Consider the following 19,538-nt stretch of genomic DNA (forward strand, 5'->3'; position numbering starts at 1 on the left):
AATGGATATATCTGTTGTAGAAGAATACGTAAGAGAGAATAAAGAAGTTGATATTTTGGAATTAAAAGAGAAATTTCACTTAAATCAAAGTGAAATAAAACTTTTGATCCCTTTTTTAAGGATAATGGATCTTAGGATTGAAAGAATAAATAAAATAGAACCTGTATGTAAAAGTTGTCCATTGTCGGATAAATGTGGAAAAGGCCTGTTAAATAACTGTTATTACACTAATAACTCTACAAAACAAATTTAATATGGGGAGGAGCATGGATGAGCAAGGATACCCTCAAAGATGACGTTGAAACCGTTGACAATGAAGCTGAGATTTCAATAATTGGAAATCCTAATGTTGGAAAGACTTCTCTATTCAACCTTTTAACGGGCACAAAACAATATGTTGCCAATTGGCCAGGGGTTACAGTAGAGAAGAAAATTGGAAGTTTTAAGTATAAAGGGAAAACCTTTAAATTAGTCGATCTTCCAGGAGTTTATACCCTTTCAGCCAAAAGTGAAGATGAGAGAGTTGCTAAGGATTACTTAATAAGTAATACTTCAGAGATAGTAATTGTCGTAGCAGATGCCTTGAACTTGGAAAGTTCTATGTTTTTATTGTTTCAACTCATAGAAATTGGCGTGAAGACCATTTTGGTTATAAACGCCGTAGATGAAGCTCGTGAAAAAGGAAGAATCATTGATCCATCCCCGATTTCCAAAACTTTAAACATCCCTGTCATATTGACCTCCGCCAAGACAGGCGAAGGTAAGGAAGAACTTTTAGAAGAAGCATATAAACTTTCAAAAGAAAAAAATCTTACAAAAAAGAAAATAATGTATCCAGAAGAAATAGAGAATTTTATCGAGTTTTTTCAAGACAAAATCGCAAAGTATCATAAAATAAGTTCGAAATATCAAAATTATATAGATAGTAGTTGGTTACCAATATACTTTTTAGAGTTTGGAAGTGAAGATTTAGAACTTCCCAAGGATTTTTTGGCTGAGTTAAAAGAAAATTTTGATATAGAAGAGCTTAAAAACAAATATTTAAATTGGAAGTTTAATTTCATTTCGTATCTAGTTAGTTCTTCGATAATAAAAGAGGGAATAGACTGGTCTTTGAGAGATATTTTAGACCACGTTTTTACTCACAAGGTTTTGGGGATATTGATATATGTTTTTGCTTTGTTTGCGGTGTTTTCTCTAACATTCAGCCTCGCTCAACCATTATCGGATTTGCTGGATTCGGCTTTTACTTTTTTAGGTAATTCAATCAGCCAAATGGTAACTGTTCCTTGGTTAGAGTCACTACTAGTTGATGGGGTTATAGCCGGCGTTGGTGGGGTTTTGATTTTTATTCCACAGATTTTTATCTTATTTTTCTTCTTAGGATTTTTGGAAGAATCAGGATATTTGCCAAGAGCAGCCTTTTTAGTTGACAGAATTGCGAGAAATTTTGGATTAAGTGGTAGATCTTTTATGTCTATTATTTTAGGTTTCGGTTGCAATGTTCCAGCCATTATCTCTACCAAAACGATTGCCAATAAAAAAGAAAGACTGGCTTTAATTCTTAGCCTTCCCTTTGCATCGTGTAGCGCTAGGTTACCAGTTTACATACTTTTAATAAGTGCGTTCTTTTCAACACACGCAGCTACTATAATGCTTTTAGTTTATTTATCGAGCATAGCGTTAGTTTTACTATCCTCAAAATTTTTGCAAAGATTCATTACCCAATCAGAAGACATCCCATTCATAATAGAACTGCCCAGGTTTAGGATGCCTACTTTAAAAAATTTATCCATTTATACATGGAACAGAGGAAAGCACTTTTTACAAAAAGCCGGAGGCATAATTCTAATAGCCACCATACTAATTTGGTTTTTGTCTTTCTTCCCCAATTTTGGCACAGATATAAACAATAGTTTTGCCGCTTCTATCGGGAGAGTGTTTGAACCTTTAACCAATCACTTGGGATGGGATTGGAGAATAAACACCGGTTTGATTTTTGGTGTCGCTGCAAAAGAAATAGTTGTGTCTTCCTATGCCACAATTTTTAATGTTGGAGAAGGTTCTTTAACCTACGCTTTACAAAATGCATTAACCCCAGCATCTGCTTTAGCACTCATATTCTTCATTATGGCTTATATTCCTTGTTTTGCAACTTTAGCCACGATTAAGGCGGAGACAAATGGGTGGAGATGGGCGGTTTTCAGCCTTGTTTACACCACCGTTGTTGCTTATCTTATAGCTAATGTGGTATTTTTTGTAGGAGGAATCTTTTTATGAAACACAAAAACTTCACTCTTTCTTTGATAGCAATATTATCGATTATTTTCATGTTGCTGAATATACAGAAAAACTTTTTCTACGTCTTTTCTTTTTTTGTTATATTCTTAATTTCGATCTACGGTTTTTCTAATGACAATAGAATATGGTATCATAAATCTGCCCATATAATAGTTTCTTCTTTTATCGGTCTATTTCTTTTAGCTTATGAAATCTTGGATATGTTGTTCACTATGTTAGCAGGTGAATTTTCTGAAATAAATTTAAATATTTATGTTATAATCTTTGGTATACTAAGCATAATCATATTCTTTTTAGAATTGAGGTATCTAAGAAAAAAAAGAAATGAAGCATTGAATAAGGAGGAACGATAAATGTTAAAAGATATATTAAATAATGATTTAAAAAAATATATGAAAGAAAAAAATACCCTTGCTTTAAATGCGGTTAGATCTATAATATCTGAGATTAAAAATAAAGAGGTTGAAAAAGGAGCAGAGTTAACAGAGGAAGAAATAATCCAAGTAATAAAAAAGCAGATAAAAATGAGAGAAGACTCGATTGAACAGTTCGAAAAAGCAGATAGAATAGATCTTGCTGAAAAAGAAAGAAAAGAAGTTGAGATCTTACAAAGCTATCTTCCTGAACAACTTTCTGACGAAGAATTGAAAAAAATAATAGAAGAAACTATAAGCGAAGTCAATGCAACATCAAAAAAAGATTTTGGCAAAGTAATGAAATTGATAATTCAAAAGGTTCAAGGAAGAGCTGATGGAAAGAAAATAAGCGAAATACTGTCCTCACTTTTAAATTAACATACAATAATATGTGATATAATAACATTAGAAAGAATTTTTCGGAGGTGTTTTTGCAGTGCTCACAATAGTTTATTCGGTATTATTATTAGGAATTTTAGGGTTTGCTTCCGGCACTTTTTTGGCTTTTGCTGCAAAAAAATTTGAAGTAAAGGAAGATCCAAGAGAGGCTATTGTTAAAGCGGTATTGCCAAACAACGATTGTGGATCTTGTGGTTATCCTGGATGTGCAGCCTTCGCTAAGGCATTTATCAAGGGAGAGGTCGGAAAAGACGGTTGCGTTCCTGGTAAAGCTCAAGGAGTCCCAGAACTTTTAGAGAAAATTTCTAAGATGTCTATTGATGAATTGAACAAAATATATGAGGAAAGTGGGGAAGACGATTCTAAAATTTTAAAATTATTAAAGCAAAGCTAAAAGGGGTGATCAAATTGATCGATCCTATATCCTCTCAACAATACAAGCCACTTTATTTAAGGAGTTTTGATTATGGAAGTGATCAACTTCCGCGCATGAATAGTCAAAACACTAACCAGAGTCCCACAATGTCAAAGGAAGAGATGGAAAAACTTTTATCTTTTGTAATTTACAAACAAACTGGAATTTCAATGAAATTAGTTAGAACCGTTGGTGAATTGTATCAAGGTCAAAATTTGGATGTTTTAACCTAAGTAAAATTTTCTTAATTGCGGGCCAAGATTGCCCGCAATTTTAAATAAAGGAGGATTTTCCTTGTATCCAAAGGTTTACGTTTACTTGGAAAGGATTCAAGAAAATGCGAAATTTTTAAAATCATTGTGTGACGATTCGGGTGTAGAAATTGTAGGTGTCACTAAAGTAGTTTGTGGTGAACCTACAATAGCTCATGCACTTAAAGAATGTGGAATTAAAATACTGGGTGATTCAAGGATTCAAAACATAAAGAAAATGAGAAATTCTGGTATAAAAGGACCCTTTATGTTACTTCGAATACCTATGATTTCTGAACTTGATGACGTCGCAAATTATGTTGATTATACTTTAGTAAGTGACTTAGAAATCACTAAGAGATTGGGGAACGTTTCTTCTAAATTCAATAAGAGATCTAAAGTCATCTACATGATTGACGTTGGGGATCTAAGGGAAGGAGTTTGGTTTGAAAAAGCTGTTTCTGAGATTTCAAATGCAATGACTATAGAAGGAATAGATATTGTTGGAATAGGCACAAACTTAGGATGTTTTGGTGGAGTAATCCCCGATGAGACTAATATGGGAAGGCTTGTGAAAATAAAAGAAGAAATCCAAAGAGAAACTGGAAGAAGTCTGGAAATAATTTCCGGGGGAAATACTGCTGCCTTACCTTTAATTGAAAAAGGAAGTTTACCAAAGGGTATAAACCAATTTAGATTAGGGGAAGCGATCATCTGTGGAACGGACGCAACTAACAACCGCAACGTTCCAGGCAACAGGCAAGATACGATAATCTTGGAAGCAGAAATTGTGGAATTGAAAGAAAAACCTTCCGTCCCGTTTGGCAACATTGGTTATGATGCATTTGGTCGTAAACCAACATTTGAAGATAAAGGTAATAGAATGAAAGGCATTTTAGCCGTGGGAGAGCAAGATGTTGATCCTACAAGCATGCACCCGTTGGATGACGATATTGAAATACTCCATGCGAGTAGTGATCATACGATCGTAGATTTAACTGAATCTAAAGTGAGGTATAAAGTAGGAGATAAGATAAGATTTAGGCTAGGTTATTCCTCCGTTTTGAGAGCCTTCACAAGTCCTTATGTTGAAAAGGTGATACTTTAATGTTTGCTTTTATAAACACTCTTTTTGTAATTGCAATGATCCTTTTTATAATTTCAACGGTATTTTTATGGAGATCTGCTAAAATGATAAGAAACGGTAGTAAAAGTTCTGATGAAGACGTAAAAAAAATGGACAAAAATGGACTGTTAGGCCTTTTGATAAGTGTTGGAATTTTTGTTTTATCTTATTTTTTGAGCTTATTAGTTTGAGAGGTGGATACAAATGGAACTTACTTCTTTTACCCCTCCTAATAGTAAAGAAGCCGAAGAGTCGGTCATAGGCAGCATCTTTTTAGACCCTTCCATACTTCCTGACGTAATCGAAGAGGTAAGATGGGAAGACTTCTACTACGAAAATAATAAAATAATATTTAAAGTTATGGAAGAACTTTTTGACAAAGGGGAACCTGTTGATACTGTATCGGTGATTGAAAAACTAAGAGAATCCAATCTTTTACAGAAAATCGGTGGAGAAGATACAATAGTATATTTAGCCCAGGTTGTTCCAACAACGGCTAATGTGATGTATTATACTCAAATTGTAAAAGAGAAAGCCCTTTTAAGAGCTTTAATAAACGCATCTTCAGAGATAGTTGATGCTGTAAGAAATATTGGAGATGCCCAAGAAGTTTTAGAGTATGCAGAAAAGAGAATATTTTCTATAGCCGAAGCCCGCGCAACCAGAACATATGATCTTTTATCCAACGTAATGCATGATGTTTTTGAACAGATAGAAGAATTGAAGAACAGGGCTCAAAAAGGCGAGGGCGATCTCGTTACAGGAGTTTCTACTGGATTCAAACCTTTAGACAGCATGACTTCGGGATTTCATAGATCCGAGTTAATTATCATCGCCGCCAGACCATCAATGGGTAAAACCTCTTTTGCAGCAAATATTGCAACTAACATGGCTTTACAGGCAAATATTGCCGTAGCAATCTTTAGTTTGGAAATGTCGAAAGAACAGTTAGCTAACAGAATCTTATGTTCTGAAGCCAAAGTCGATTTACACAAGGTTAGAACTGGACAAATCTCTGACGAAGAGTGGGAAAAATTAGTTCAAAAAGCAGGAGAATTATCGAAATCAAGGCTTATCTTTGACGACGAACCAGATTTGACCCCCAGACTGCTGAGGGCTAAAGCACGGAGAATGAAAAGAGAGTATGGCATCGAAGTAATTTTTATCGATTACTTACAATTGATGACTTCTAGATCTAAAGGTTATGAAAGTAGGCAACAAGAAATCACAGAAATATCAAGATCCCTGAAATTGCTCGCTAGAGAGTTAAATATCACCGTCGTTGCTTTGTCTCAACTTTCCCGTGCGGTTGAGCAAAGAGAAGATAAAAGGCCTCGTTTAAGTGATCTCAGAGAATCAGGAGCAATTGAGCAGGATGCCGACCTCGTTATGTTCTTGTATAGAGATTCATATTACAAAAGAAAAAAAGATGAGCCCGGAAAAGATACTTTAAATGATGAACATGAAGCAGAACTTATTCTAGGTAAGCAAAGAAACGGGCCCGTTGGAACAATAAAACTAACTTTCAATCCTAAACTTGCAACTTTTTACACCTCTGATAGAGGATATCAGTAAGTTTAAAAATAAGATTCTGAATTAAAACGGTTACAGGGCGGAGCCGTTTTGCTGTTTTGTGCAAAAAGCTTTTTATAAAGCCTTAGAATTAATTTCCAATTCTCATTTGCTACGCAAATGATGTTTTTCGCAGATCTATGCAAAAAACTTTGATTTTGAACTTAGGGGATCTTAAGGGGTTTACCACTTAACGTTTGGGTTTAAGGGACCGCAGGTCCTTTCCTTAGAAGGGCGGGCTGCGGGGCAAAGGGGCGCTGAAATGAGTTTTAGCTTTTTTAAAAAGTATAATTACATTGAAAGGGGGTAAAATATGAATGAAGACAACTTAGAAAAACAAATATTAGAAATAATAGACAAAAATCCTACGATACAAAAAGAACTATATGAAAATCTAAATGCATTTCAAAAATCAGAAAAGGCTAACATTAGAAGAACCTTAAACAAACTCCTAAGTGAGGGTAAAATAATTAAAGATTCACAAAACAGATACAGAAAATTAGATGAAAACATGGCTATTGGAACTATTGAATTCACAAAGAGTGGAAATATGGCATTTGTACAATGCCCAGATGGAAGCGAAATTGCTGTAAAGGTTGAAAATTCTGGAATCAGTTTACATAAAGATTTAGTTTTAGTCGAAACAATTGGCAAATGGCGGGATTTAAAAGAAGGTAGGGTAGTTAGAATATTAAAAAGAGGGTTAAAATATGTAGTAGGTGAGTTCGTAAGAAAAGGGATCTTTGGATTCGTTATACCCATTGATGGAAAAATAAACACCGATTTTTACGTAGCCCCAGAAAGTATAGGAAAAGCTAAGAATGGTCAAATAGTGAAAGCCCAGATAACAAAATATCAATCTCCCACGAAAAAGCCAGAAGTCGAGATAGTCAACGTCCTTGGGGATAAAGATGACCCTTCCATAGATTTACCTATAGTGATCTTCAAACATGATTTACCTGAACCAGGTTATTTCCCTTCAAAAGTGTTACAAGAAGCCAAAGAACTTCCAAAAAAACTTTCTGAAAATGAAATTAAGGGAAGAAAAGATTTTAGAAAAGAAACCATATTTACCATCGATGGTGATACAGCAAAAGATTTTGATGATGCCGTCGGTATAAAAAAGCTAGATAATGGTAATTATTTACTTGGGGTACATATAGCAGATGTATCTCATTATGTGAAAAGCAACAGTGCTCTTGATAGAGAGGCATACAAACGAGGTACAAGCGTTTATCTTATCGACACCGTCATTCCAATGCTTCCATTTGAGTTATCCAACTGGATATGCTCTTTGGTTGAAGGTGAAGACAGATTGACAATGTCCCTAGTAATGGAAATTGACCTTTATGGAAACTTGGTAAACTCAAAAATATACAATGGAGTGATAAGAAGTACCAAAAGATTGACCTATAACAAAGTTAACGAACTCTTATCTGACAACTGTAGTGAAGAAGTAAAAAAAGAGATAGGCTTTTTAAAGCCGGAGCTTGAGATGATGAAAGAACTGATGGAAATACTTGCTGCAAAAAGAAAAGAAAGAGGATCCATAATTGATATAGAAAGCAACGAAGTATATTTTGAATTCGATGAAAAGGGTTATGTAAAGGATATCATCCCTGTTGAAAGAGGCCTATCGGAAAAAATGATTGAAGAGTTCATGGTTTTGGCCAACGAAACAGTTGCTTCATACTTTGATGTTCAAGGCTTACCCTTTATCTATAGAATCCATGAAAATCCCGACCCTGATGTATTGCTTCAGCTGCGAAATTATCTGGATATATTGGGAATAAATATAAAGTTCCCTCAAAATATTCATCCGAAGGTTCTACAAGAAATTTTGGAAAAAACAAAGGATCATCCTTTAAGTAAAAATATACAAATGATGCTCGTTAGATCTATGAAGAGGGCGTTGTACTCAGAGGAGAACGTAGGGCATTTTGGCCTCGCTTCATCATCCTATACACATTTCACATCACCAATAAGAAGATATCCTGACTTAGTGGTTCATAGATTGTTGAAAGAATTCATCAAACATAAAGGAACCCTTTCAAAGAAAGAAATTAAGAGGTATTCTGAAATGCTTCCTGAAATAGCTAAAAATTCTTCTGAAATGGAAAGGGTAGCAGACCAAGCCGAGTGGGATCTAATAGATATGAAAAAAGTTGAATACATTTCAAGACATATAGGAGAAGTCTTTTGGGTGTACATAACAGGCGTAACAAGGTTTGGCTTATTTGTAGAAATACCCCAAAAGATGATAAATGGATTGATACATATATCAGAGTTGAGCGATGATTATTATATCTACGAAGAACGTGACAATACGTTGAAAGGCGAAAGAACCGGCAAAGTTTATAGAATCGGAGACAAGTTACAAGCCAAAGTGGTAAGAGCGGATAAAATCGGAACTGAAGTAGATTTTATCCCATATACGGAAGATGATTTTGAAAAATTGAAAAAGGATCATCCTCATGCCAAAATAAAAGTTAACAAAAAAAATAAGAAAAAAAAGAAAAAATCATAAGTCATTTCCAAATCTCTGGCTCGACCTGTAGATCAACATTGTATTCGTCTTTTACAATACGTTTTACATACTCAATTAATGAAATTACATCATTGAAAGTGGCATTACCTTTGTTGATTATAAAACCTGCATGTTTTGTTGATATTTGAGCTTCGCCTATGGAAAAGCCTTTCAATCCTAAATTTTCTATCGCAGTACCCACAAAAAAATCTGGCTTCGGCCTTTTGAATATACTTCCCGCAGATGGTAAATCAATTGGTTGTTTCTCCCATCTGCGGGTTGAAAAATCTATCAATTTATTTTTAATTTTTTTAAGGTCATCTTTTTTTAGTAACAATTTAGTAGATAGAAGGACGAAAGAACCTTTCTGGAGAATGCTGGTTCTATAATCAAACTCTAAATCACATTTATTTAAAGTCTTTATTTTTCCATCCTTTAAATCGAGTACCGTTGTTTCTAAAACGACATCTTTCATCTCACCGCCGTAGGCTCCTGCGTTCATGAAAACTCCTCCACCTACACTTCCTGGAATGCCACAAGCAAATTCAAGTCCAGAGTATCCATCTTCCGAAAGCAAAAAAGAAAGAGCAGATAAAGAAACTCCGCTCTGCGCTTCTACAATCAAATCCATATTATTTTTTTCTTCAAAATTCATTTTACTTAAGTATTTCGTGGAAAGTACCACAAATTTTAAGGGCTCATCACTTACGATGAGGTTGGTTCCTTGACCTATAATTCTGAAAGGAATGTCCCTTTTAACTAATTGCGATAAAGCATTCACAAAAGCATTTAGAGTTTTTGGAAATAATATATATGGAACAGGTCCACCTATTCTAAAACTCGTATAATATTTGAGAAATTCATTTTGCTTAATATCGCATCCTTCTGCGTACAAGCTGAGTTTAAGATCTTCTGAAATCATTTAATACCCCTATAAATTATGCGTACTCTTCTTTATAATCCGAATTCAACTTTTCTAGCCACTCGGGTTCCTTTCCATAACCAAACATATCCATCAAATTCCCACAATGTTTTTGAAGTATCTGAGCCCTCTTTTTGTCCCAATTTTTCCAATGTGGTATCTTATACTCATCCGACGCAGAGTTTATTTTCTTCTTTAGGAAAGAAGGCTCAAAAGTATACTTTCTACTGAACCCATCATCAAACTTTGTAGAAAATTCTAATAAATCTATAAAATTTTCTTCTTTTTTCTCACCAAGGAACAAATCTTCGTAGCGATATAACTTGAAATTCTTTTTATTTTTCATAGATTCCAATACCAAGGTATTCAGTTTATTATAATACCAGGCAAACTTTTCAAATTTGCTCATACTATTCCATTTCGTCGAGTAAGGATCATCTTTGAAATGGAAAGCTCTCATGCTCATTCCCAAAAATGAAAAATCAACTTTACTATACAATAAATAAACAGGAGAACTTATGGCTGAACGGATCCATGTTCTTGGATCCCTTATAATAAACACGACTTTACTATTGGGAAAGACATCTCCCAATAGATCTATAACTCCGTGAAGATGGTTACTTGATTCGACGTATAAGCTTTCTTTTGTTTCCTCCAAAATTTGTTTTCTCAAACCTTTTATATACTCTTTAGTTTTTTCATCTGTTATTTTTCCCCTTCTCCTGTAAGTACTCAACTTGCACATGGATTTGGAAGGTAAAAACTGCCCCACGGTCATTTGATAAAAACCGAACCTTTTTATATCATCACTCCATTTTTTTAGATCTTTAATAAACACATTTGCAGGTTCATGGACCGCATAACAATCTTCAACCATTTTTGAAAGACTTTTTGCGAGAAATCTCGTACCTGTCCTTCCGGTTGAAGTGATAAATACACAATGTTTATCAAAAACATTATCCACTTCATTGCCTCCTTTCACAATTATAAGGCACCTATTCTTTTTAACAATTCTCTCAAGGATTCAGGATCCGTATATAATATACCTTTAATTCCAACTTCTTCGGCAGCCATTATGTTCTCAACAATATCATCCACAAAAAAAGTTTCTTCTGGTTTCAAATTATACCTATTAAGCAAAAGTTGATAAATTTCCTTTTCGGGTTTCAATAGCTTCTCTTTGTAGGAAATAATCATTCCATCAAAGATATCGAAAAAAGAGTATTTCCCTCTTATATAATTGAAGGCCTCTTCATGAAAATTAGACAATATGAAAAGTTTGTTGTTTTCTTTCAATTCAGGTAGAATTTCTATGTTTTCAGTTATGGGATGAAGATAATTCTTCCAGTCTTTGAGCAATATATCTATTTCTTCTTTTAAATCAGGATTTTTCTCGATGAAAATCTTTTTGGCTTCCTCAAAAGACAAGGTCCCCCTATCCAATTCTTTCCATATGCTTGTTTTAAAAACAGCCTCTTTTAACTTCCTTTTTATAAGCGGATCTTTGAAAAGACCATCTAAAATCTCATCAGGATCGAATTTAAAAAGGACATTTCCCAAATCAAAAACGATATTTCTCAAAAAAAATCCCCCTTCTTTAGTCTCTACCCTTCGACTAAATTTTATCACAAAAATATTAAAAGATTAAAAACAAAGATAAAAAAAGATTTTTTACTATTAAAAGCGCCATATTTCTTCAAAGGTATGAGGGGTTTCACAATATTCACATATTAACTCATTCTCCTCATTTCTAATGAAAGAGACCTGTACGTTTTCGTTGTTTTGAGGGTTGGTTATACAGTTTTCATTTTTACACCTTAACTCTTCGAAACCGTATATAATAGGCGGTAAAGAAATTCTGTATTTTTCTTTTACTCTTCCACCTTCAATAATATTCACAGTTGTATTTGGAGATATAGCTGAAAGCTTTTTTATTTCTTTCTTTGATAGATGAACGTCGGGCAAACTAATATAACCCTTTAATCTACCATCGGCTGATCTAAATATTCCGTCTGCACTATCAATATTATAAAACTTTAAAATCTTCCTTATTTTCATGATCGTCTCGTATATCTTTTCCGACTTTTGTCCTTTGGCTATGTGATCAATTACCGTTCCATTCTCAATCGGCTTGATCCCTCTTTTTCCTTCGCTCAACAACCCTTTTTTACCATCCTTTATCGGAGCAGGGATAATGAAATCCTCTTCATTAATTTCAACATTCTTTCTTGAGGTATCAAAGGGAGCAGTCAATGCACCACCAAACATAGAAAGTAAGATTATTCTTGTCCAATATCCGTTTATTGCTTGTTTTTCCCAGCCGTTAAGCGGTAAGGGATCTAAAAAGGTTGGGATAGTGGGGTAAGTTTTATGACGAGGGAGGGGGTGATAAAATTTTACGTTTTCGGAAATAAGGGGGAGAAATTCTTTTGTAAAAGTCACACTTTTTCTCAAAATATGTTCTTTTTCTAGAATATCTTCACCCATTCGTTCTAATTGAAGCCTTGTGAAATACCAAATGTTCGCTTTTTTACCTTGTTTTAGGTACTCTTCTATGGAAGAAAAGATTCTAACGTTGTACCCTTTTTGCTTCATTTTGCTAATATAGTGTTTTGGCATCTGTAATTCTTCCGGGGCTATCAAATCAACCTCAACATTTTTAAATATTTTTAAACCCTCCACTTTGGAATGGACCGTTCTTCCATGAAGAAGATCCCCAATAAGAGCTATATGAATATACTCGTTGCTGAAATCCATCTGTTCTAAAAATGTGAATTCATCTAATATCTCTTGAGTAGGATGCTCGTGCTTACCATCTCCGGCGTTTATAAAAGAAGGATGTGGTAGGTTATGCCTTGAAGCAAATTCTGATACCTTTTCGTCTAATAACTTACATGTACCTTCCAGTTTTGATCTGATAATGAATATAGAATAATCAGAATAGCCGGTCAACATATTGAAGGTATCTATATAACTTTCATTTTTATTAAACGAGGAGTGTTCTGATTCGAAGATGTTGATTTTAGCGTTTTTGTGGAATTTAGAAGCATTAATGAAGGATTCTTTGGTTCTGGTACTTGATTCGAGGAATACTATATAAATACCTGTTTGATTTTTTATTTGAAACTCAGTAAGATCTTCTTTATTTGCCCATTTTGCTTTTAGCCTTTTTGTTTGGTTGTAAAGAAATAACTGCTCTTCAACCATTAAATCATTCATAACCGTTAAACTTCTCCCTAAAAAATCATTTTTCATATGAATCCCTCCCAAGTAATTTCTCTTCTACTCTCTCTAAAATTCTAAAGCCTCTTTTAGTACCCCTTCGCCTCGCGGCCCACCCAAATTTCTCATGAGTCTAAGTAAAATTACTTTTTGTATTATACCATTTTTTTGTAAGATAAACAACATTGACAAATACAATATACAGTGGTATGATATAAAATATAACACAATAAATTGAGTCTTTTGTAAAACATTTTGACATTTAACTATAAGGGGGTTGAAAAATATGGATTTAGATTCTATCAAAGACAGTTTGTTGTTGAAACCAGTAACTATAAATAAACGCCAAGAAGGAGAATTAAGGAAAGAAAATTTAATTAAAGAACAAAAAAAACGCAGTGTAGAGAATTATTCAAATGCAGAAAAAATGAGTTTTGATGTAAGGAAAACGATAAATGAATATATCGAAATGAAAGACTGGCGAACCAACGAAAATTCAAACACTACTTATTCTTATCCGGGTTTGTACTTACACTTAGCTGGGAGCGCTTTAGCAAATTATGTGTTAAACGAAATATACCCTTCAGAAATATCACAGGCTCATTCATCAGGTGCTTTACATATTCATGACTTATCCCATGGTATAGTCGCTTACTGTGCCGGATGGTCACTTATGGATCTAATAAAGAAAGGTTTTGGGGGTGTAGAAGGGAAAATCAATGCCAAGCCTGCCAAACACCTTTCCGCCTTAACTGGACAAATGGTGAATTTTTTGGGTGTTATGCAAATGGAATTTGCAGGTGCCCAGGCTTTTAACTCTGTAGACACTTTGCTCGCACCCTTTGTAAGAGCGGATAAATTAAGTTATGATGAGGTGAAACAGTTCATTCAACAAATGGTCTTCGCAATGAACGTACCTTCTAGATGGGGATCGCAACCACCTTTTATAAACTTTACACTTGATTGGACAGTTCCTGATGATCTAAAAAACGAACCTGCAATTGTTGGCGGAAAGGAAATTGGAGTATATGGAGATTATCAAAAAGAGATGAATATGGTGAACAAAGCCTTCTTAGAAACTATGCTTGAAGGAGATGCAAATGGCAGAATTTTTTCTTTCCCCATCCCAACTTACAATATTACCAAAGAGTTCGATTGGGAAGGTGAAAATGTCGATTTATTGATGGAAGCTACAGCCAAATATGGGTTACCCTACTTCCAAAACTTCATCTCAAGTTCATTGAACCCGGGCGATGTAAGAAGTATGTGCTGCAGGTTACAACTCGATCTAAGGGAATTAAAAAATAGAGGTGGGGGCCTTTTTGGCTCAGCAGACAAAACAGGTTCCATAGGTGTAGTAACAATCAATCTTCCTCGAATAGGATATATATCTAAAACTAAAGAAGAATATTTTGAAAACTTAAAATCAATGATGGATTTGGCTAAAACTTCTTTAGAAATAAAAAGATACGTGATAGAAGAAAATCTTTCCAAAAATCTTATGCCCTATACAAAAGTTTATTTGGGCCATTTCAACAACCATTTTTCAACCATAGGAATAATAGGAATGCATGAGTCACTTTTAAATTTCATGGGGAGAGGTATTGAAACCAACGAAGGAAGAGAATTTGCAATAGAAGTTTTGAATTATATGAGATCAGTTTTGAAAGATTATCAAGAAGAAACTGGAAATTTATACAACCTAGAAGCAACACCTGCAGAAGGAGCATCTTATCGGTTAGCTAAAAAAGACAAACAACTTTATCCTGACATAATAACTTCAGGTGACGATGAACCGTACTACACAAATTCGACATTTTTACCAGTTGGAATCACTGAAGACCCGTTTGAAGTACTTGAGCATCAAGCACCATTACAAACTTTATACACATCCGGTACAGTAGTACATATCTTTTTGCAGGAAAAACCCCAAGCAAGTACTCTAAAAACTTTTATTAAAAAAGCTTTTAGTCAATACCCAGTTCCATATATGACTATAACGCCAACTTTTTCCATTTGCGAAACCCATGGTTACATTGCAGGAGAACATTTTGAATGTCCCATTTGTGGCAAACCTACCGAAGTTTATTCAAGGGTTGTTGGATATTACAGGCCTGTGAAAAGTTGGAATAAAGGAAAGCAACAAGAATTCAAAGAAAGGCTTGAGTACAGAGTATGAAAATCGCATCTATGCAAAAAGTAAGCTTTATTGATTACCCGGACAAAATAGCTGCCGTGCTATTTTGTCCCTATTGTAATCTAAGATGCCCCTATTGCCATAATCCTGAATTAGTTTTTTTCACAGGCAAATTGGTTGACGAAGAAAATATATTTTCTTATTTGAAATCAAGAGTCGGAGTTGTAGAAGGGGTTGTCATCACTGGAGGGGAACCAACTTTACAAAAAGATTTAAGAGATTTTATCATTAAAATAAAAGATATGGGATTTTTAGTAAAGCTTGATACCAATGGTCACAATCCAAAAGTTTTAAATACGGTTATAGATATTGTAGATATGATAGCGATAGACATAAAAACCAGCTGCCAAAAGTATAAAACTATCGGTGGAAATTGTGTTATACTAAAAGAAAGCTTAAATCTACTAAAAGATTTCAAAGGTGATCTGATTTTAAGAACCACACTATACCCACCCATGACAACAAAAGACGATTTAGAAGAAATGAAATCAATTATTCCGGATGATTTAAAATACTCAGATTGGATGTATAATGAATACAGAGACATTAAAACCCTTGAAAAATATATAAAAGAACACAACGAAGTATCTGGTGAAGGGGCGCTATATACAAGGTTTTAGAATTTCTCAAGGCGGTTATCAAAAACAAAAACGGAGGTAAAATTATGAAACTCGTCAGATTTCAAAAAGATGGAAAAATAAGTTACGGCGTTTTGGAAGAAAACATTATAAAAGTTATTAACGGCGATATCTTTGACGAATTCACAGTTACCGATAATATCTATCCGTTCACTGAGGTTACGTTAAAGGCTCCTTGTAATCCTAGCAAGATCGTTTGCGTTGGCTTAAACTATCGAGATCATGCGGCAGAAATGAAGGATAGAATTCCAGAAGAACCGGTTCTCTTCATAAAGCCGTCAACGGCTGTGATTGGGCCAAAAGAAAGTATTATATACCCAAAAATGAGCAATCAAGTAGATTATGAGGCAGAACTGGCAGTTGTAATTAAAGACAAAATCAAAGACATAGAAGAAGACCAAGTAAAAGAACATATCTTAGGATATACTTGCTTTAACGATGTTACCGCCAGGGATTTACAGAAGAAAGATGGACAATGGACACGAGCAAAATCCTTTGATACTTTTGCGCCCTTTGGTCCCACAATTGTAACAGATATTGATCCAAGTAACCTAAATATTCAACTTTTACTCAACGATCAAATCAAGCAAAACTCAAATACTAACCAATTAATCTTTTCTATGGAAAAACTCGTAAGTTTCATATCAAAAATAATGACCTTGAATCCTGGTGATGTAATTGCCACAGGTACACCTTCAGGGGTGGGACCAATGAATGTTGGAGATAAGGTGGCAGTTAAAATAGAGAAAATAGGGATACTAGAAAATTATGTTAGAAACTATGCATCTAGGCTCTGATTATAGATGCAGTGAATAGTTGATATCACTCATCTAAATATCCCAAATTCTTCAATCGTTTTTTAATCGCCTTTATTTCCTCTTCAGTCAATGTTTCAATTTGGTTAGTTGATTTGTTATTCTTTTTGGTTTGCTGGATCTCCTCAGAAGATACCAAATCTCTAAGCACAAACACAACAAACTCTGTAACACTTGAATAACCAGTATTTTCTATTATAGATTTAAGTTTATCATACAATGGTTTTGGTATTTTTAAGGTCACCTTATCAGACATGAAAGTCACTCTCCAAATGATTCTTTTAACTGTATTATATCACGTCGTTTTTGATTAATCAAAGGTTTTTCTTTTTGAAAGATCTTTATGTTATTATTTGTCTATAGCTTCTTTAAAGGAAGTGTCTTAATGAACAAAAAAATCGTAATCATCGGATTAGATTGTGCTTCACCAAATTTAATCTTTGATGAGTTTTTTGATGATTTACCCAATTTAAAAAAAATTATGGAAAATGGAGTTTACAATGCATTAGAGTCGACTATTCCTCCAATAACTGTACCAGCCTGGATGAGCATGTTTACAGGTAAAGATCCTGGTGAGCTTGGAATATACGGCTTTACAAATAGGCAAAATTATGATTATCACTCTTTCTCGTTGGTTTCTTCCAAAAGCGTGAAATATAAAAAATTGTGGGATATTTTTACACAAAAAGGCAAGCAAAACATCGTGATAGGCGTACCGTTGACTTACCCCCCTTCTCCTTTGAAAGGACATATGATTACCGGATTTTTAACGCCCTCTTTTGAATCTAATTATACCTATCCAAAACATTTAAAAAATGAATTACTAGCCAATACAGGGCATTTCATTTTTGATGTAAATGATTTCAGAACCGAAGATAAAGAAAGATTGTTAAAAGATATCTACGAAATGACGGATAATCATTTTAAAATTGCGAATTATTTAGCAAGAAACAAACCCTGGGATTTGTTTGTCATGGTTGAAATGGGGACAGACAGAATTCACCACGGATTTTGGGCTTTGCACGATAAAAAACATCCTAAATATATAAAAAGCAAATTTAATTCAGCTATTAGAGATTATTATATTCACTTAGATAAAAAGATAGGAGAATTTTTGAATGGTATAAAAGGCGATTTCGACGTTATAATAGTATCCGATCACGGCATAAAACCTATGTACGGTGGCATAGCCATTAACGATTGGCTCTTCAAGAAAGGTTATTTGGTTTTAAAAGAGTATCCAAAAAAACCTGTTTCTATAAACAAAGTGATAAGAGAAAAAAAGATAGATTGGAGTAAAACCAAGGTGTGGGGAAATGGTGGCTACCATGGCAAGCTATTTTTTAACATAAAAGGCAGGGAACCTTTGGGAGTAATTGAAAAAAATGAATTAGATAATTTCAAAACTAAACTTATAAAAGAGCTGAAAGACATTAAGAATGAAGATGGCAATGCGATGGATACAAAGGTCTATGAACCCCAAAAAATTTATAATAAGGTAAATAATATTCCCCCCGATTTGATTGTTTACTTTGATGATCTATCTTGGAGATGTCAAGGTAGCATAGGTAATGAAAGCATTTACACACACGATAACGACATTGGTCCTGATGATGCTAATCACGCCAGCCATGGGATTTTTATAAGTAGCAATAAAATGTTAAAAATCAACAAAATTACGGACTTCTTTAATTCAATAGTCTATAATTATTTGTCTGATTGAAATTAAAGTACGATCATTCTAACACTTAAGAAAGTAATGATGCAACCGAGAGAAACCATTAACACTTTAGTAGGAATTTTCTTGGTTATCAAAGCAGCGAATGGAGCCGCTAAACTTCCCCCGATGATTAATCCAATAATGACACTCCAATTGAATTGTGACAGCAAGGCTACGAATGTCATAACTTCAGCAACGGTGACAAAAAACTCAGCAGCGTTTACTGAACCTATAGTCTTTCTTGGATTCTTTCCATCAGAAACTAACGTTGACGTAACGATAGGTCCCCATCCGCCCCCTCCAATGGCATCAAAAAAACCTCCTACAAGACCCAAGACAGAGTAATGCCTTCTTCTCGTGATTTTCTCTTCTGATTGTTTATGCATGTTGAAAACTTTAAATAATATTCTTATCCCCATAATCAATAAATAGATACCAATGAAAGGTTTAATTTTATTTCCGTCTATATTTGTCAAGATATAAGCACCCAAAATCCCTCCGATTACACCAGGTATTAAAAGTTTTTTGAAAAGATTCTTATCAACGTTACCAAGTTTCAGATGAGAAAATCCTGATATAAATGTTGTAAAAACCTCAGCAAAATGAACGGAAGCACTTGAAATAGCAGGAGGTACACCAACAGTTAATAATAAAGCATTTGAAATAACACCATAAGCCATTCCTAAAGCTCCATCTACAACTTGAGCAAGGAATCCTACTATTATAAAAAACCATAAAGTTTCCACTTACTATCCCTCCCTCAAAACTCCTTTTTGAGTATTATACTCCAATTAGAGTGTAGTGTCAAGTGAACTTTGAATTTTCTTTTAAACATCTAAAATTCATGCCAAGCCCTTACTACTCCTTATGGGTAGGTGCGGGTGATAGGTCATTAGTTGTCAATTTTTAGAATTTTTATAGACAGTATATATAATTTTCTAAAAATAATGTAAAATATAATAGAAAGGAAATGTTTGCAATAATTCATTTACCTTAATACTTATCCACACAGTAAAA

Annotated in this window: 20 protein-coding genes; 14 read left to right on the plus strand and 6 right to left on the minus strand. The window is 34.2% G+C overall.

Features of this window, described 5'->3' with window-relative positions; genetic code table 11:
- The first annotated feature begins 1 nt into the window (after window position 1).
- The 10 genes from BZ25_RS04830 to rnr all read left to right on the plus strand — a co-directional run bounded on the left by BZ25_RS04830 (window position 2) and on the right by rnr (window position 9,007).
- On the plus strand, window positions 2–253 hold the full coding sequence (locus BZ25_RS04830; protein WP_121514987.1) for a hypothetical protein: 252 nt from the start codon (window positions 2–4) through the stop codon (window positions 251–253).
- A gap of 17 nt (window positions 254–270) precedes the next feature.
- Entirely contained in the window at window positions 271–2,280 is a 2,010-nt protein-coding gene (feoB, locus tag BZ25_RS04835) for a ferrous iron transport protein B (protein WP_121514988.1), read from the plus strand.
- A complete protein-coding gene (locus BZ25_RS04840; RefSeq protein ID WP_121514989.1) occupies window positions 2,277–2,654 on the plus strand; it encodes a hypothetical protein in 378 nt (125 codons plus the stop codon). Before feoB ends, BZ25_RS04840 begins: the two co-directional genes overlap by 4 nt.
- Window positions 2,655–3,095: a GatB/YqeY domain-containing protein gene (locus BZ25_RS04845; RefSeq protein WP_103927437.1), complete on the plus strand. Its 441-nt coding sequence runs from the start codon at window positions 2,655–2,657 to the stop codon at window positions 3,093–3,095.
- A gap of 58 nt (window positions 3,096–3,153) precedes the next feature.
- Window positions 3,154–3,510, plus strand: a complete 357-nt coding sequence (locus tag BZ25_RS04850) for an RnfABCDGE type electron transport complex subunit B (protein ID WP_121514990.1) — start codon at window positions 3,154–3,156, stop codon at window positions 3,508–3,510.
- A 14-nt stretch (window positions 3,511–3,524) separates the two neighbouring features.
- Window positions 3,525–3,764 (plus strand): hypothetical protein, encoded by a 240-nt coding sequence (locus tag BZ25_RS04855; protein WP_121514991.1) that lies wholly within the window; start codon window positions 3,525–3,527, stop codon window positions 3,762–3,764.
- 61 nt (window positions 3,765–3,825) lie between these two features.
- Complete coding sequence (locus BZ25_RS04860; RefSeq protein ID WP_121514992.1) at window positions 3,826–4,890, plus strand: alanine/ornithine racemase family PLP-dependent enzyme; 1,065 nt, start codon at window positions 3,826–3,828, stop codon at window positions 4,888–4,890.
- Window positions 4,890–5,099 (plus strand): hypothetical protein, encoded by a 210-nt coding sequence (locus BZ25_RS04865; RefSeq protein ID WP_103927441.1) that lies wholly within the window; start codon window positions 4,890–4,892, stop codon window positions 5,097–5,099. Before BZ25_RS04860 ends, BZ25_RS04865 begins: the two co-directional genes overlap by 1 nt.
- A gap of 13 nt (window positions 5,100–5,112) precedes the next feature.
- Window positions 5,113–6,483, plus strand: a complete 1,371-nt coding sequence (gene dnaB / locus BZ25_RS04870; protein WP_121514993.1) for a replicative DNA helicase — start codon at window positions 5,113–5,115, stop codon at window positions 6,481–6,483.
- A 310-nt stretch (window positions 6,484–6,793) separates the two neighbouring features.
- Entirely contained in the window at window positions 6,794–9,007 is a 2,214-nt protein-coding gene (gene rnr, locus BZ25_RS04875; RefSeq protein WP_121514994.1) for a ribonuclease R, read from the plus strand.
- Window position 9,008: 1 nt separating this feature from the next.
- Here rnr and murB read toward each other — a convergent pair whose 3' ends face one another.
- From murB to BZ25_RS04895, 4 genes are all read right to left on the minus strand, one after another.
- Window positions 9,009–9,929, minus strand: a complete 921-nt coding sequence (murB, locus tag BZ25_RS04880) for a UDP-N-acetylmuramate dehydrogenase (RefSeq protein ID WP_121514995.1) — start codon at window positions 9,927–9,929, stop codon at window positions 9,009–9,011.
- 16 nt (window positions 9,930–9,945) lie between these two features.
- The gene (locus BZ25_RS04885) at window positions 9,946–10,893 is read right to left on the minus strand and encodes a sulfotransferase (RefSeq protein WP_158584859.1); all 948 of its coding nucleotides are present in this window, start codon (window positions 10,891–10,893) and stop codon (window positions 9,946–9,948) included.
- 20 nt (window positions 10,894–10,913) lie between these two features.
- Window positions 10,914–11,510 carry an HAD family phosphatase gene (locus BZ25_RS04890; protein ID WP_121514997.1) on the minus strand — a complete coding sequence of 199 codons (597 nt, stop codon included), beginning with the start codon at window positions 11,508–11,510 and terminating at the stop codon, window positions 10,914–10,916.
- Window positions 11,511–11,606: 96 nt separating this feature from the next.
- Window positions 11,607–13,184, minus strand: a complete 1,578-nt coding sequence (locus BZ25_RS04895) for a bifunctional aspartate carbamoyltransferase catalytic subunit/aspartate carbamoyltransferase regulatory subunit (protein WP_121514998.1) — start codon at window positions 13,182–13,184, stop codon at window positions 11,607–11,609.
- 253 nt (window positions 13,185–13,437) lie between these two features.
- Between BZ25_RS04895 and BZ25_RS04900 the strand changes: the two genes are divergently transcribed.
- The 3 genes from BZ25_RS04900 to BZ25_RS04910 are packed head-to-tail and all read left to right on the plus strand — an operon-like array spanning window position 13,438 to window position 16,783.
- Window positions 13,438–15,330 carry a ribonucleoside triphosphate reductase gene (locus BZ25_RS04900; RefSeq protein WP_012208803.1) on the plus strand — a complete coding sequence of 631 codons (1,893 nt, stop codon included), beginning with the start codon at window positions 13,438–13,440 and terminating at the stop codon, window positions 15,328–15,330.
- On the plus strand, window positions 15,327–15,968 hold the full coding sequence (locus BZ25_RS04905; RefSeq protein ID WP_012208804.1) for an anaerobic ribonucleoside-triphosphate reductase activating protein: 642 nt from the start codon (window positions 15,327–15,329) through the stop codon (window positions 15,966–15,968). The genes BZ25_RS04900 and BZ25_RS04905 overlap by 4 nt, the downstream gene beginning before the upstream one ends.
- 44 nt (window positions 15,969–16,012) lie before the next feature.
- Window positions 16,013–16,783: a fumarylacetoacetate hydrolase family protein gene (locus tag BZ25_RS04910; protein ID WP_012208805.1), complete on the plus strand. Its 771-nt coding sequence runs from the start codon at window positions 16,013–16,015 to the stop codon at window positions 16,781–16,783.
- Window positions 16,784–16,808: 25 nt separating this feature from the next.
- Here the strand turns inward: BZ25_RS04910 and BZ25_RS04915 are convergent, their stop codons facing one another.
- The gene (locus BZ25_RS04915; protein ID WP_041534070.1) at window positions 16,809–17,057 is read right to left on the minus strand and encodes a DUF5320 domain-containing protein; all 249 of its coding nucleotides are present in this window, start codon (window positions 17,055–17,057) and stop codon (window positions 16,809–16,811) included.
- Between the two features lie 129 nt (window positions 17,058–17,186).
- Between BZ25_RS04915 and BZ25_RS04920 the strand changes: the two genes are divergently transcribed.
- The gene (locus BZ25_RS04920; protein ID WP_121514999.1) at window positions 17,187–18,524 is read left to right on the plus strand and encodes an alkaline phosphatase family protein; all 1,338 of its coding nucleotides are present in this window, start codon (window positions 17,187–17,189) and stop codon (window positions 18,522–18,524) included.
- A 2-nt stretch (window positions 18,525–18,526) separates the two neighbouring features.
- On the opposite strand, the gene BZ25_RS04925 is transcribed toward BZ25_RS04920, so the two are convergent.
- On the minus strand, window positions 18,527–19,267 hold the full coding sequence (locus tag BZ25_RS04925; protein WP_121515000.1) for a sulfite exporter TauE/SafE family protein: 741 nt from the start codon (window positions 19,265–19,267) through the stop codon (window positions 18,527–18,529).
- Window positions 19,268–19,538: the final 271 nt, after the last annotated feature.

The sequence above is a fragment of the Petrotoga sp. Shatin.DS.tank11.9.2.9.3 genome, assembly GCF_003665005.1.
GTDB classification, from domain to species: Bacteria; Thermotogota; Thermotogae; order Petrotogales; family Petrotogaceae; genus Petrotoga; species Petrotoga mobilis.

Coding starts and splice junctions, on each gene's coding strand:
- BZ25_RS04830 (WP_121514987.1), top strand. CDS start 2: ATGGATATATCTGTTGTAGAAGAATACGTAAGAGAGAATAAAGAAGTT.
- feoB (WP_121514988.1), top strand. CDS start 271: ATGAGCAAGGATACCCTCAAAGATGACGTTGAAACCGTTGACAATGAA.
- BZ25_RS04840 (WP_121514989.1), top strand. CDS start 2,277: ATGAAACACAAAAACTTCACTCTTTCTTTGATAGCAATATTATCGATT.
- BZ25_RS04845 (WP_103927437.1), top strand. CDS start 2,655: ATGTTAAAAGATATATTAAATAATGATTTAAAAAAATATATGAAAGAA.
- BZ25_RS04865 (WP_103927441.1), top strand. CDS start 4,890: ATGTTTGCTTTTATAAACACTCTTTTTGTAATTGCAATGATCCTTTTT.
- dnaB (WP_121514993.1), top strand. CDS start 5,113: ATGGAACTTACTTCTTTTACCCCTCCTAATAGTAAAGAAGCCGAAGAG.
- rnr (WP_121514994.1), top strand. CDS start 6,794: ATGAATGAAGACAACTTAGAAAAACAAATATTAGAAATAATAGACAAA.
- murB (WP_121514995.1), bottom strand. CDS start 9,929: ATGATTTCAGAAGATCTTAAACTCAGCTTGTACGCAGAAGGATGCGAT.
- BZ25_RS04895 (WP_121514998.1), bottom strand. CDS start 13,184: ATGAAAAATGATTTTTTAGGGAGAAGTTTAACGGTTATGAATGATTTA.
- BZ25_RS04900 (WP_012208803.1), top strand. CDS start 13,438: ATGGATTTAGATTCTATCAAAGACAGTTTGTTGTTGAAACCAGTAACT.
- BZ25_RS04905 (WP_012208804.1), top strand. CDS start 15,327: ATGAAAATCGCATCTATGCAAAAAGTAAGCTTTATTGATTACCCGGAC.
- BZ25_RS04910 (WP_012208805.1), top strand. CDS start 16,013: ATGAAACTCGTCAGATTTCAAAAAGATGGAAAAATAAGTTACGGCGTT.
- BZ25_RS04915 (WP_041534070.1), bottom strand. CDS start 17,057: ATGTCTGATAAGGTGACCTTAAAAATACCAAAACCATTGTATGATAAA.
- BZ25_RS04920 (WP_121514999.1), top strand. CDS start 17,187: ATGAACAAAAAAATCGTAATCATCGGATTAGATTGTGCTTCACCAAAT.